At 69.7% G+C, this 16,077-nt stretch carries 1 protein-coding gene (running past one end of the window); it reads right to left on the bottom strand.

Annotated elements, in window-relative coordinates; translation table 11 throughout:
* Positions 1 to 16,077 carry part of the coding region annotated (locus ACIRRA_RS39670; protein ID WP_402779484.1) for a non-ribosomal peptide synthase/polyketide synthase on the bottom strand (this coding region is incomplete at its 3' end). 12,620 nt of the annotated region lie beyond the right edge of the window, so 16,077 of the 28,697 annotated nt are shown.

Genomic DNA, 16,077 nt, shown 5'->3' with positions numbered 1-16,077 from the left:
TTGAGGTGCAGGTCGAACTTGGCGGTGACCACGTCCAGCGGAACGCCGGCCACTTCCAGGCCGGGCAGGGCGAAGGTCGCCGCGCCGGTGTTCTGAAACGACAGCATGACCTGGAACAGCGGGTGCCGCGCCTGCGAGCGGGCCGGGTTGAGGATCTCCACCAGGCGCTCGAAGGGCAGGTCGGCGTGGCCGAAGGCGGCCAGGTCGGTGTCCTTGGTGCGGGCCAGCAGCTCGGCGAACTTCTCCCCCGAGTCGACGGCCGTGCGCAGCACCAGGGTGTTGACGAACATGCCGATGGCGTCATCGAGCACCTGCTCGCCACGGCCCGCGACCGCGGTGCCGATGGCGATGTCGTCGCCGCCGGACAGGCGCGCCAGCAGGGCCGCGAAGGCCGCGTGCACGACCATGAACAGCGAGGCCCCGTGCTCGCGGGCCAGGCCGTTGAGTCCGGCCAGCAGGTCGGCGTCGATCGAGAACTCGTGCACCCCACCGGCATTGGACGCCACCGCCGGGCGCGGACGATCCGAGGGCAGATCGATCTGGTCGGGCAGCCCGGCCAGTTCGCTGCTCCAGTAGGAGACCTGCTGGGCGATCAGCGAGTCCGCGTCGTCCTCGTCGCCGAGGGTTTCGCGCTGCCACAGCGCGAAGTCGGCGTACTGCACCGGCAGCGGCGCCCAGTGCGGCGCTTCACCAGTGGCGCGGGCCGCATAGGCGACCATGACGTCGCGGGCCAGCGGGCGCACCGACCAGCCGTCGCCCGAGATGTGGTGCACCACGAAAACCAGCACGTGCGTGGGCTGTTCGTCGGTGCCGGACCCCCTGATCGCTTCCGGCAGAACGCGGAACAGCCCAGCGCGGACCGGGGCTGACGCGGTCACGTCGAAGCCGGTCGGCACCAGTTCGGCGATGCGGTCGCGCAGTTCGGCCTCGGTGACGATGACCGGCTCACCTGCGAGCCCGCCGCTGTTGGCTCCGGCGGCAAGAGCCGAGTCCAGGTGGATCTGGTCGGCGGGCAGGATGACCTGCACGCCACGGCCTTCCGCGTTCTCCGGGTAGACGGTGCGCAGCACCTCGTGCCGCTCGAGCACGTCGCCGACGGCGGCCAGCAGCGCATCCACGTCCAGGTCGCCGGTGAGGCGGACCGCGAGGGGGATGTTGTTGACGGCCGAGGCGGTGTCGAAGCGGTTGAGGAACCACATGCGCTGCTGGGCCAGCGACAACGGAATCTCGGCGGGACGCTCGCCCGCCACCAGGGCCGGGCGGCGACCGGTGCGGGTCTCGGTCTCGAGGCGTGCGGCCAGTGCAGCCACGGTCGAGGCCTCGAACAGCGTGCGGACCGGGATCCGGGTGTCGAGCACCGCGCCGAGGCGGGCCGCCACCTGGGTGGCGATCAGCGAATTGCCGCCCACCGCGAAGAAATCGTCGTCCAAGCCGACCGGGTGGCCGAGTCCGAGGGTCTCGGTGAACACGGCCGCGACGGTCTGCTCGGTCGAAGACACCGGTGCGCGGAAGGCCCGGACCTCGAAGGTCGGCGCAGGCAGCGCCTTGCGGTCCAGCTTGCCGGAGGTGTTGAGCGGGAAGGCGTCCAGCACCACGAACGCCGCCGGCACCATGTAGGAGGGCAGTCGCTCGCCCAGGTACGCGCGCAGCGCCTCCGGGTCGACCGGGCCCGCCGTGGGCACCACATAGGCGGCCAGCATGTCGCCGGTGTGCTCGGCGGTGTGCAGCACCACCACGGCCTGGCTGACCGAGGCGTGCGCGGTGAGCGCGGCCTCGATCTCGCCGAGCTCGATGCGCTGGCCGCGGAACTTCACCTGGAAGTCGGTGCGGCCCAGGTAGACCAGTTCGGGGTGGTCGCCGCTGTCGTCCCAGCGCACCAGGTCGCCGGTGCGGTACATGCGGTCGCCGGTGTCGCCGAATGGGTTGGCGACGAAGCGATCCGAGGTCAGGTCCGGGCGCGCGACATAACCGCGGGCCAGCTGGACACCGGCCAGGTAGAGCTCGCCCGCCACGCCCGGCGGAGTCGGGTGCAGGCGCGAATCCAGCACGTAGACCTGGCTGTTGGTCTGCGGGCGGCCGATCGGCATGACGATGCGGTCGACCTCGCCGGTGACGTCGCGGTAGGTGATCGACACCGCGGCCTCGGTGGGGCCGTACAGGTTGTGCAGTTCGGCGGCGCTCACGGCACCGAAGGCGCGCACGGTCTCGGCGGGCAGCGCCTCACCGATCACGTACACCTGGCGCAGGGTCGCCAGCGCGGTCCGCAGACGCTCCGGATCGTGCTGGGCGGCGAAGACACTCAGCATCGAGGGCACGAAGTCGGTGACGGTGACGCCGTGCCGCTCGATGAGCTCGGTCAGGTACGCCGGATCGCGGTGGCCGTCCGGGGTGGCGAGCAGCAGCGTCGCGCCCACCCGCAGCGGCATGAAGTAGCCCCACAGCGACACGTCGAAGGTGCTGGGGGTCTTCTGGAGGTAGACGTCCTCGGCGGTGAGACGGTATTCCGCCTGCATCCAGTCCGACTGGTTGACGATCGCGGCGTGAGAGACGCTGACGCCCTTGGGCCTTCCGGTCGACCCCGAGGTGAAGATGACATAGGCCGGGTGCTGCGGATGCAGCGGGGCACGGCGTTCGGCATCGGCGACCGGATGCACGGAGTACTCCGACAGGTCGACGGTGTCGACCTCCAGGACCGGGTACGCGCCGGCATCGAAGCTCGACCCCGACGTGGTGAGCACGCACACCGGTTTCGCGGTGTCGAGCACGTGGGCGATGCGCTCAGCGGGCTGATCCGGATCCACCGGCACGTACGCGCCACCGGCGGTCACCACCGCATAGACGGCGACCACGAAGTCGATGGAACGCCGGATGTGCAGGGCCACCAGGGATTCCGGACCGACGCCGTCCTCGATGAGGCGGCGGGCGAGGCGGTTCACCCGGGCGGAGAACTCGGCGTAGGTCAGCGTGGTGACCGGTTCGGCGGCGTCGGCCGGTGCGAAGCCGAGGGCGGTCGCCTCCGGGGTCCGCCCGGCCTGGGCCTCGAACAGCTCGACCAGGGTCCGGCTCGGTTCGTCGCCGAGGTCGGCGGCGCTCTGGTTGGCATCGTGAAGTACGCGGGCGCGCTCGCCGGGAAGCAGCAGTTCGATATCGCCGACGGCCCGTTCCGGCTGGGCGGCGATGCCCTTCAGCATCAGGGCGAACCGGTCGGCGAAGTCGGCCATGGTGGCCGGGTCGAACAGGTCGGTGGCGTAGATGAGTTCGGCGTTCATGCCGGAGGGCGCGGAGCGGTGGCCGTTGCCGGAAACATCGGCCGCGCCGAGCTTCTCGGTGAGAACCAGCTGGAGGTCGAACTTGGCGGTGTCCAGTGGCAGATCGACGCCGCTGACGGTCAGGCCGGGCAGTTCCAGTGCGGTGATGCCGGTGTTCTGGAACGACAGCATGACCTGGAACAGCGGGTGCCGGGCCTGGGAGCGGGCCGGGTTGAGGATCTCGACCAGGCGCTCGAAGGGCAGTTCGGCGTGACCGAAGGCTTGAATATCGTCGGTGCGCACCGTCTCCAGGAGTTCGGTGAAGCCCTGCCCGCCGTCCACCTCGGTGCGCAGCACCAGGGTGTTGACGAACATGCCGATGAGGTCGTCGAGGCCACGCTCACCACGGCCCGCGACCGCGGTGCCGATGGCGATGTCCTGCTCGCCCGACAGGCGCGAGAGCAGCACCGCCAGCGCGGAGTGGATGACCATGAACAGCGTCGCGCCGCGGGTGCGGGCGAGTTCGGCCAGCGCGGCGTGGGTTTCGGCGTCGATGGTGAACTGGTGCGTCGCGCCGCGCCCGGAGGCGACGGCCGGACGTGGCCGGTCGGCGGGCAGGTCGAGCTGATCGGGCAGACCGGTCAGCGCGTCGCGCCAGTACGAGATCTGCTGGGAGATCACCGATTCGGTGTCGTGCTCGTCGCCGAGCACCGACCGCTGCCATAGCGCGTAGTCGGCATACTGCACCTCGAGCGGCTGCCATTCGGGCTCACCGCCGAAGACGCGTGCACCGTAGGCGGTCATCACGTCGCGGGTCAGCGGGCCCATCGAGAAGCCGTCGGCGGAGATGTGGTGCACCACCAGCGCGAGCACGTGCTCGGTGGGGCTGATCTCGAACAGTCGCGCCCGGAACGGCACCTCGGCGGTGACGTTGAAGCCGGTGAGCATGAAGTCCGAAAGCGCCTGCGGCAGTCCGGCTTCGGCGACCTCGACCGGGGTCAGGTCCGGGATGACCTGCCCGGTGGGCACGATCTCCTGGAACGCCTGCCCGTCGATCTCCGGGTAGCGGGTGCGCAGCGACTCGTGCCGCGCCAGCACGTCGGCCACCGCGATCTGCAGGGCCTGGCGGTCCACCAGACCCGACAGGCGCACCGCGGCCGGGATATTGTCCACGGCCGATTCGGGATCGAACCGGTTGAGGAACCACATGCGCTGTTGCGCTAGCGACAGCGGCAGCCGCTCGGGCCGCTGCTGCGCGGTCAGTGCGAGGCGAGCGCCGGTGCCGGAATGGGTTTCGACGCGCGCGCCGAGCCCGGCCACGGTCGAGGCCTCGAAGATCTCGCGGACACCCAGCTGGGTGTCCAGCGCGGCCGACAGTCGCGCCGCCACCTGGGTAGCGATCAGCGAATTGCCGCCCAGGGCGAAGAAGTCGTCGTCGAGGCCGACGCGCTCGGCGCCCAGCACGTCGGCGAACACCCCGGCCACGATCTGCTCGATCGGGGTCACCGGGGCGCGGAACACCGCCGCCTCGAACACCGGCGCGGGCAGCGCCTTGCGGTCCAGCTTGCCGGAGGCGTTCAGCGGGAACTCCTCGAGCACCAGCAGCGCCGACGGCACCATGTACGCGGGCAGGCTCTGGCCGACGGCCCGGCGCGCCCGCTCGGCGTCGACGCTGTGCCCGGCGGCCGGGATGACGTAGCCGACCAGCTGATCGCCGGTGTACGGGTCGTTGCGGACCACGACCACCGACTGGGCGATGGAATCCAGTGCGGTGAGCGCGGATTCGATCTCGCCGAGCTCGATGCGCAGGCCGCGCAGCTTCACCTGGAAGTCGGTGCGGCCGATGTACTCGATCTCGCCGGCGGCGTTCCAGCTGACGAGGTCACCGGTGCGGTACATGCGCTCGCCGTCGGCGAACGGGTTGGCCACGAAGCGATCCGAGGACAGATCCGGTCGCGCCACATAGCCGCGCGCCAGCTGCACGCCCGCGACATAGAGCTCACCCGCGACACCGACCGGAACCGGCCGCAGCCGCGAATCCAGCACGTAGACCTCGGTGTTGAAGACCGGGCGGCCGATCGGCACCGAGTCCACGTCGGCATCGATCACCTGATGGTAGGTGACGTCGACGGCGGCCTCGGTCGGGCCGTACAGGTTGTGCAGCTGCGCGCCGGTGAGCTGCCGCAGCCGGTGCGACGGCTTCGGCGAGAGCGCCTCACCGGAAGCGAAAACGAGACGCAGGCTGGTGCAGCGCGCGGCGGATTCCTCCGCCACGAACGCCGTGAGCATGGACGGCACGAAGTGCGTGACCGTCACGCCCTCGGTGGCAATGAGTTCGGCGAGGTAGGCCGGATCGCGGTGACCGTCGGGCTTGGCCACGACCAGCGTCGCGCCGATCTGCAAGGGCCAGAAGAACTCCCACACCGACACGTCGAAGGTGACGGGCGTCTTCTGCAGCACGACATCTTCGACGGTGAGGCCGTATTCGGCCTGCATCCACAGCAGGCGGTTCACGATCGCCGAGTGCGGCACCGCCACGCCCTTGGGGCGGCCGGTCGATCCCGAGGTGAAGATGACGTACGCGGTATTCGAATCCCGCAGCGGCGCACGACGATCCGCGTCGATCAGCGGGGTATCCGAATAGTTCGACAGATCCAGCCGGTCAATGCGTACCTGGGCGGTGTCGATCGGCAGATCCTCACCGGAGGTCAGCACGGTCACCGGGTCGGCGGTCTCGAGGATGTACTCGATGCGCTCGGCCGGGTGATCCGGGTCCAGCGGCACGTAGGCGGCCCCGGCCACGGTGACGGCGTACATGCCGACCACCAGGTCGATGGAGCGTCGCATGCCCAGGGCCACAAAAGATTCCGCGCCGACGCCACGCTCGACGAGCCAGCGGGCCAGGCGGTGCACCCGGTCGGCGAACTCGGCGTAGGACAGACCGGTCCCCTCGAAGCTGACCGCGGTCGCGTCGGGCGTCCGCTCGACCTGCGCCTCGAACATCGCGACCAGGGTCGCCGCATCGGCCTTGCTCTCGGTGAGCACGGCCTCGACATCGAAGGCGGTGTCGTTCCAGGTCCGCACGACCAGCTCACGCTCTGCGGGCTCGAGCAGCTCGATATCGCCCACGGCCGCAGCGGGTTCGGTGGTGATGGCGGTCAGCACCCGGACCAGGCGATCCGCGATGCACCGGACGGTGTTCTCGTCGAACAGGTCGCGCAGGTACCCGGCGCGGATGCGCAGGCGGGTGTCGAGCTGGGCGATCAGGGTCAGCGGGTAATGCGTGGCGTCCGCGGCGTCCAGGCCGGTCACGGCCATACCGTCGATATCGGCGGCCTGCGCCCGGATGCCCTCGGCGTCAACCGGATACGACTCGAACACCACCAGGGTGTCGAACAGCCCTCCGATGCCCGCCGCCGACTGGATGTCGGCCAGGCCCACGTAATGGTGATCGAGCAGGTCGGCCTGCTCACCCTGGGTGCGGGTCAGCAGTGCGCTCGCCGGCTCGGCCGGGTCGAAGGCGACCCGCACCGGCACGGTGTTGATGAACAGACCCACCATCGACTCGACGCCCGCCAGCTGCGCCGGGCGACCGGACACCGTGGTGCCGAAGAGCACGTCCTCGCGGCCGGTGAGGCGGCCGAGCAGGATGCCCCACGCCACCTGCAGCACGGTGTTCGGGGTGACGCCGATCTCGGCGGCCAGCCCGGTCAGGCGCGCGGTCGCGGCCTCGTCCAGATCGAAGAAGTACTCACCGGACAGCGCGGTGATCTCGTGGCTCGGGTCCGGACGCGTCAGCAGGGTCGGCTCGGAGACGCCGAGCAGCGACTTCTGCCACGCGGCGATCGAGGCCGAACGATCCTGCTGCGCAACCCATTCCAGGAAGTAGCGGTAGGACCGGACCGGCGGCAGCACCGCGGTGTCGGAGTGGGTGGCGTACAGCACCAGCAGGTCCTGCATGAGCAGCGGCATGGACCAGCCGTCGAGCAGGATGTGATGGTTGGCCACCGCCAACTGCCAGCGGTCGGCCGCGGTCTGCACCAGGGTGAAGCGAATCAGAGGCGGCGCGGTCAGGTCGAAGCGCTCGACCCGATCCGCGGCGAGGATGTCGGACGCGTCGCCCGTCTCCGTGCGGTCGTGCACCGTGAACGCGGCGCGGACGCCATTGAGGACCAGCTGCACCGGGGTACCCGAGGCGTCGGAAACGTAGGCGGTGCGCAGGATCTCGTGGCGGTCGATGAGCGCGTGGGAGGCGACGCGCAGCCGGTCGGCGTCGACGCGGCCGGAGAGGGTGAGCACCGCCTGGGCGGTATACACATCCACCGAGGTGACCGCGAGCTGCGCGTGGAAGAGCAGACCGGCCTGCAGTGAGGCCAGCGGCCACACCTGGTCGAGCTCGCCGAAACGCCGCTCCCAGCCTTCGATATCGCGCTGAGTGACGCGGACCAGGCCGAAGTCCGAGGGCGTGTGACCGCCCGCGTCGGCTGATTCGGCATGGCGGGCAACGGCTTCCAGCGCCGCGACCCAGAACTGGCTGAACTGCTCGACCTCGGCGGCACTCAGCAGCGTGCTCGGGTAGCCGATCTGCGCTGACAGCTTGTCGCCAGCCACGATGGCGTTGATGTCGATCGGGGCCATGGCGGGCATATCCGCGTCGTACGCGCCCGCCAGGTCCGCGAGCTCGGGAGCCGGGATCCAGCCGAAGCCGCGCAACGCTTCCGGCACATCGCCCTCGTTGACGCGGCCCAGGTAGTTGAAGCTGACCTGGCCCGGCAGCTGCTTGGGCAGCTGAGAGGCGGTGTCGGAGTTCATGTACCGCAGCAGGCCGTAGCCGATGCCCTTGTCGGGCACCGAAAGCAGCTGCTCCTTGACCGACTTGATGGCGATACCCATGGCCGGTCCGCCGGTGAGGGCGGCGTCCACGTCGATGGCCGACAGGTCGAAACGCACCGGGAAGATGGCGGTGAACCAGCCGACCGTGCGCGACAGGTCGGCACCGGGCACGACCTCTTCCTCACGGCCGTGGCCTTCCAGACGGACGAGGGCTGTGTTCTGTCCCCCGGCCTTCTCCCCCAGTCCCTTGGCGGCCCGGAACTTGGCCACCGCCAAGGCGAGTGCGGTCAGCAGACCGTCGTTCACACCGCCGTGGAACAGCGCGGGCACGGTGGTCAGCAGCGCCTTGGTGGCCTCGGCCGACAGCTCGACGCGGTGCTTGGCGATGGTCGAGGTGACATCGACGGCCGGATCCATGGGCCGCTCGGACAGCAGCGGATCCGGGCCCTCGACGACACCGCGCCAGAACTCGAGTTCGGCCACCCGCTCGTCGGTGGCGGCCTCGCGCTCGAGGGCGTGCGCCCAGGTGCGCATGGACGTCGCGGGGGCGACCAGCTCGGGCGTCTGTCCGGCGGAGACCTGACCCCACGCGGCGACGAAGTCCGGCACCAGGATTCGCCAGGTGACACCGTCGACCACCAGGTGGTGACCGGCGACGACCAGGCGGCCCGCACGGGAGTTGTCCGAGGGCTCCAGCCACACGAACCGGATGACCTGTCCCGCAGCCGGATCCAGCTTGTCGAGGGTGGCGTCCAGTGCGGCGGTGGCGATCTCGAGCAGCTGCTCGTCGGTCACGCTCGCGTCGAACTCGGTGCGGTCGATCAGCGAATCCGCGTCGATGGTTCCCGCAGCGGCGGTTTCGACGATCCAGTCCGCGTCCGGCACCCGGCGCAGACGCGCCCGCAGCATGTTGTGGCGGTCGATGACCGCGCCGACGGTGGCGGCGATGCCCGCCCGATCGATACCGATCGGCAGTTCCAGAGCCAGGGTCTGGTTGAACCGGCCGAACTCGCCCGGCCGTCCGGCCATGAACCGCACGACCGGGGTCAGCGGCATGACACCCACGCCACCGCCCGGCAGCTCGGTCAGCTGCGGAGCCGAATCACTCTGGCCGTCCGTGGTTTCCGCGACGGCGGCCAGGCCGGACACGGTGCGCTGCTCGAACACGTCGCGCGGGCTGAAGACCACCCCGCGCGCCTTGGCCCGCGACACCAGCTGGATGGAGATGATGGAGTCACCGCCCAGCGCGAAGAACGAGTCGTCGATGCCGACCCGCTCCAGGCCCAGCACCTCGGCGAACACCTCGGCAATGGTCTGCTCCAGCGCATTGCGGGCGGCCCGGAAAGTACGCGCCGTAAATACCGGCTCCGGCAATGCCCGGCGGTCGAGCTTGCCAGCAGAAGTCAACGGCATCTCATCCAGCACCGTGATCGCACTGGGCACCATGTATTCCGGCAAGCGACCGACGATATGTTCGTTCAGCGCCAGGACATCGACGGACCGTCCCGGCACCGGTAGCACGTAAGACGCCAACACCGTCGCGCCCGCTGAGTTCTTCCGGCTCACGGTGACCGCGACGTCGACGGACTCGTGCGAGGCCAGCGCGGCGTCGATCTCACCGAGCTCGATACGGAAGCCACGCACCTTGACCTGGAAGTCGGTGCGGCCGATGTAGTCGATCACGCCCGGGTCGTTGTGGTTCCAGCGCACCAGGTCACCGGTGCGGTACAGCCGCGAACCCGGCTCGCCGTACGGGTTGGCGACGAAACGCTCGGCACTCAGGTCCGGTCGGCCGAAGTAGCCGCGCGCCACCTGGACACCGCCCAGGTACAGCTCACCCGGGACACCCGCCGGAACCGGGCGCAGGCCCTCGTCCAGCACATAGGTCTGCGCGTTCCACACCGGGCGGCCGATCGGCACCGAGGTGACCACGGGCGCGTCGATGGGCGCGTAGGTGGCGTGCACGGTGAACTCGGTCGGACCGTACAGGTTGTGCACGGCCGCTGTGGAGAACCGACGGAAAGCGGTCACGGTCGCGGGCGGCAGCGCCTCACCGGCGACCAGAACCGCACGCAGCGACAGGCATTCGGCCGACGAAGCGCTCGAGGCGAACACGCTCAGCATCGACGGCACGAACGAGGTCATGGTGACCCGGTGCCGCCCGATGACCTCCGACAGGTACATCGGGTCGCGGTGCCCGTCGGGCGCGGCGATGACCTGCTGCGCGCCCACGGCCAGCGAACCGAACAGCTCCCACACCGACACGTCGAAGGTGACCGGCGTCTTCTGCAGGATCACATCGGTGTCGTCGATACCGTATTCGCCGGTGATCCAGGCGATCTGGTTGAGCACCGCGGCATGCGGGATCGCCACCCCCTTGGGACGGCCGGTCGAGCCGGAGGTGAACAACACATAGGCCGCATTGGTCGGACGCAACGGAGCCAGCCGGTCCGCGTCGGTCACCGGGGCGGCCGAGTAGCCCGACAGGTCCAGCTCATCGATCAGCAGCACCCCACCTGTCATTCCGGCATGCTTTTGGCCGGAATCCACTGCGGCATCGTGTGGATCCCGGCTAAGAAGCGCGCCGGGATGACGGGGGCTGATGATCTCGAGCTCGTCACGTGCGGTGCTGAGCACACACACCGGCCGCGCGGTGCGCAGCACATAATCGGTGCGCTCGGCCGGGTGATCCGGATCGATCGGCACATAGCCGCCACCGGCGGTGAGGGTGGCGTAGATGGCGACCAGCATGTCGACCGAGCGGCGAATACCGACCGCCACCAGCGACTCCGGGCCCACCCCTTCGTCGATGAGCTTGCGGGCCAGGCGATTCACACGCGCGGAGAACTCGGCGTAGCTGAGCTCTTCGGCCGGGCCGAATATGCTACCGCTGCGATCACCCGGATCGAAGATCAGAGCGGTGGCCTGCGGGCGGATCCGGACCTGCTGCTCGAACAGGTCGAGAACCGTTGCGGCGGCTGGCAGTTCATGCGCGGTGCGGTTCCACGCGTGCAGCACCGTCTCGCGCTCACCGTCCCCGAGCACATCGATATCACGCACCCCGATCTCCGGGTTGGCCGCGACGGCCTCGAGCACTCGCAGCCAGCGTTGCGCGAACCCGGCCGCGGTGGCCTCGTCGAACAGGCCGGTCGCGTAGGTGAGCGCCAGCACCATCCCGGTGCCCGATTCCGCGCCGGCGCGGGGGCCCTGCTCCGACAGCGTGAACTGCAGATCGAACCGCGAGATGTTCTCCGCGAGGTCCAGCGTGGACACCGCCAGGCCCGGCAGTTCGATGCTGGTGCGGTCCAGGTTCTGGAACGCCAGCATGACCTGGAACAGCGGGTTGCGGGCCTGCGAGCGCTCGGGCGCGAGCAACTCCACCAGCCGCTCGAACGGCACATCGGCATTACCGAAGGCGTCGAGGTCGGTGTGGCGCACCCGATCCAGCAGATCGGTGAACGACTCGGCCGGATCGATGCCGGTGCGCAGCACCAGCGTGTTGACGAACATGCCGACCAGGTCGTCCAGCGCGGCCTCACCACGACCCGCGACCGGGGTACCGACGGCGATGTCGTCGCCACCCGACAGCCGGGCCAGCAGCACCGCGAGCGCGCTGTGCATGACCATGAACAGCGACGAACCACGCTGCCGCGCAACATCGTCCAGCGCCGAAACGAGCTCCGGCGACAGCGTTCGCTGCAACGTCGCACCCCGGTGCGAGACGATGGCCGGACGCGGCCGGTCGGTCGGGAGCGCCAGCTCGTCGGGCACGCCGCCGAGCACACGCTGCCAGTAGGCGACCTGCCGCGCCATGATCGAGGACGAATCCTCTTCCGAGCCGAGCACTTCGCGCTGCCACACGGCGAAGTCGGCGTACTGCACGGCCAGCGGAGCCCAGCCCGGGACCGCACCCTGAGTGCGTGCGGTGTAGGCCACCATCACATCGCGCGCCAGCGGCGACATCGAGAAACCGTCACCCGCGATGTGGTGGACGACGACGACCAGCACATGCTCGCGGGCCGTGTCGGCCGCATCCTCCCCCGTCATCCCGGCATGCTTGTGGCCGGGATCCACACCGTCCGTGTGGTTTCCGGCCGAAAGCGCGCCGGAATGACGGGGTTCGGTGGGGCGAGAGTCGCTCACGCGGAACAGGCGAGCCCGCAGCGGGACCTGCTCGGCGACGTTGAAGCCCAGCGTCGCGAAGGCGGTGACCGTGGCGGTCAGATCCGCGGCCGCGACATTCACCGGACGCAGATCGAGGGCGATCTCCTCGGCCGCGACCACCACCTGCATCGGAGTGCCGCCATGCTCCGGGTAGCGGGTACGCAGCGACTCGTGGCGGCGGACCACGTCCGCGACCGCGAGTTCCAGTGCGGCGGTATCGAGTTCACCGGTCAGGCGGATCGCCAGCGGCAGGTTGTAGGCCGCGGACGAGGTGTCGTACTGGTTCAGGAACCACATGCGCTGCTGCGCGAACGACAGCGGCACCAGCTCCGCTCCACCACCCTGCGCTTCGGGGGTGCGGATGCGCGCCACCAGCTTGGCCCGCGACGTGCCATCGGCGTGCGATTCGATACGGGCCGCAAGGGATTCGACGGTGGTGGCCTCGAACAGGGTGCGCACCGCGACCGTGGTGTCCAGAGCCGCACCGATGCGCGACACCACGCGGGTCGCGATCAGCGAGTTGCCGCCCAGCTCGAAGAAGTCGTCGTCCAGGCCGACCCGCTCCAGATCGAGCACCTCGGCGAAGACGGTGGCCACCGTCTCCTGCACCGGAGTCTCCGGCGCGCGGAACGCCCGGGCGTGCGCGGACGGGGCCGGGAGAGTGCGGCGGTCCAGCTTGCCGTTGACGGTCAACGGGATTCGGTCCAGCACCACGACGGCGGACGGGACCATGTAGGAGGGCAGCAGCTCGGCCGCGCCGTCTCGCACGACGTCTACGGCCGGGGCGACCCCGTCCTGCGGTACGACATAGGCCACGATGCGCTGGTCGCCCGGCTGGTCCTCGCGCACGATGACCGCGGCCTGCGCCACACCCGACTGCGCCAGCACGGCGGATTCGATCTCGCCGAGCTCGATGCGGAAGCCGCGCACCTTGACCTGATCGTCGGCGCGGCCCAGGTATTCCAGCTCGCCGAAGCGGTTCCAGCGCGCCACGTCACCGGAGCGGTACAGACGCTCACCCGGGACACCGAACGGGCTGGCCACGAAGCGGACCGCCGACAGGTCGGGACGGCCGAGGTAGCCGCGCGCCAATTGCGCGCCGGCCACGTACATCTCACCCGCGACGCCCACCGGCACCGGGTGCAGGCGGTCGTCAAGCACGTACACCCGCAGGCCCGCGATGGCACGACCCACCACAGATCCATTGGCAGCGGCGATGGTATCCGCGTCGAGCACGCGCACCGACACGTGCACGGTCGTCTCGGTGATGCCATACATATTGACCAAGTAGGGCGATGAGTCACCGTGCCGGGCCACCCAATCCGAGAGCCGACGCGGATCGAGCGCCTCACCGCCGAAGATCATGTAACGGAGCGCCAACCCCTGCTCGTCCTCGGCAGCGTCCGATTTGCGGTTCGCACTGGCGGCGATGCGGTCGGCCTCGGCCAGCTGATAGAACGCCGACGGAGTCTGGTTGAGGACCGTGACCCGCTCGCGGCGCAGCAGTTCCAGGAACTGCTCCGGCGACCGCGAGACGTAGTAGTCGACCACCACGAGCTTGCCGCCGTAGAGCAGCGGACCCCACAGCTCCCACACCGAGAAGTCGAAGGCATAGGAGTGGAACAACGTCCACACATCGTCGGGCCCGAAACCGAACTCACGATCGGTGTTCGCCATCAGGCGCACCACGTTCCGGTGCGCCACAGCCACGCCCTTGGGGCGGCCCGTGGAACCGGAGGTGTAGATGGCGTAGGCAACGTGATCCGGACGCAGCGGGCTGCGACGGTCGGCATCGGTGACGGGCGCGTCGGCGGCGTCCTCGATATCGCCCGCTTCCAGCGAGAACCCGTCCAGGAGAACGGTGTTCAGCTCGGCCGGGAGCTCGACCTGCACGGTCGAGTCGGTGATCACGCTGGTGGGCTTCGCATCGCCGAGCACGTAGGCGATGCGGTCGGCCGGGTAGGTCGGATCGAGCGGCACGTAACCCGCACCGGTCTTGATCACGGCCAGCAGCGCCACCACCAGGTCCGCGGAACGCGGCAGCAGCACGGCCACCAGCTGCTCGGGGCCCGCGCCCTCGTTGATCAGCCTGCGCGCCAGCACATTCGCACGCCGGTCCAGCTCGGTGTAGGTGAGTTCCTCGTCGCCGAAGCCGACGGCGACGTGCTCGGGATGGGCGGCCACTGCGAGGTCGAACAGGCTCGACAGGGTGGCGTCGCTGTCGACGATGTCCTCGCCCGCGGAGACCCAGTGCTCGGCCACATCGTGGCGCTCGCCCTCACCGAGCAGATCGATATCGCCGAGCAGCGCGCCCGGATCCTCCGCGACCGCGCGCAGGATGCGCACTAGGCGCTCGGCGAAGGAGATGACCGTCTCGACGTCGAACAGGTCGGCGGCGTAGTTCCACGACAGGCCCAGCGACCCGTCGGCGCGCCCGCTCACGGTGAGCTGCACGTCGAACTTGGCGGTGCCCGGATCGAATTCGACGACCTCGAGGTCCAGGCCCTCCAGCGAGACGGCCTGCGCGTCCTTGGCGCTGGCGGCCTCGAAGGTCAGCGCCACCTGGAACAGCGGGTGGTGCGCCTGCGAGCGGACCGGGCTGAGCACGTCCACGAGCCGCTCGAACGGCACATCGGCGTGCGCGAACGCGGCCAGATCAGAGCGGCGCACCTGGGCCAGCAGGTCGCGGAACGCCGCGTCCGGGCGCACCTCGCTGCGCAGCACCAGCGTGTTGACGAACATGCCGACCAGGTCGTCCAGCGCCCGCTCACCACGGCCCGCGATAGGGGTGCCGATGGCGATATCGGTGGCGCGGGACAGGCGCGACGCCCAGGTCGCCAGGGCGGCGTGCACCAGCATGAACAGGGTGACGTCGTGCTCGCGCGCCACGCCGGTCAGGGCGCGGTGCAGCTCCGCGTCGATCGAGAAGTCGTAGGTACCACCGGCATTGGTGGCGATCTCCGGCCGCGGCCGGTCGGCGGGCAGCTCGATCTGCTCGGGCAGATCGGCCAGCTGCGCCGTCCAGTAGGCGATCTGCTGGGCGGCGATCGACTCGGAATCGGTTTCCGCGCCGAGGATCTCGCGCTGCCACAGCGTGTAGTCGGCGTACTGCACCGGCAGCGGCGACCAGGCCGGAACCTCGCCCGTGGTACGGGACAGGTAGGCGGACACCACATCCCGCAGCAACACCCTGAGCGAGAAGCCGTCACCACTGATGTGGTGCGACACCAGCACCACGACGTGCTCGTCCGCTCCCAGGTTCAACACGGTGGCACGGAAAGGCACCTCGCGGGTGACATCGAAGTGGACGCTCGCCAGTCGGGTGACCCGCGCGACCACGTCTTCGGCGCTCGCCGTCTCGGTGCGCACCTCGAACTCGACGTCGGACATCGGCAGGATCCGCTGGTAGCCGTCGCCCTCGATCTCCGGATAGACGGTGCGCAGCGACTCGTGCCGCGCCAGCACATCGCCGATCGCGGCGGTGAAGGCGTCGAGATCGAACGCGCCGGCGAGCTTCAGCGCCACCGGGATGTTGTTGACGGCGGTGCGGTTGTCGAAGCGGTTGAGGAACCACATGCGCTGCTGCGCCAGCGACAGCGGCACCAGCTCCGGGTGTTCCTGCGCGACCAGCGCCGCGCGGGCACCGGTGCCGACCCGCGACTCCAGCTGCGCGGCAAGCGAAGCCACCGTGGTGGCCTCGAACAGCGCGCGCAGCGGGATGTCGGCGTCGAGAGCGGCCGACAGGCGCGCGATCACCTGGGTGGCGATCAGCGAGTTGCCGCCGAGCTCGAAGAAGTCGTCGTCCAGGCCGACCCGGTCCAGGCCGAGGACA

Source organism: Nocardia sp. NPDC101769 (assembly GCF_044766925.1).
GTDB lineage: Bacteria > Actinomycetota > Actinomycetes > Mycobacteriales > Mycobacteriaceae > Nocardia.
Note: the sequence above shows the minus strand (reverse complement) of the source record. Positions and strands in the feature narration are given on the sequence as shown.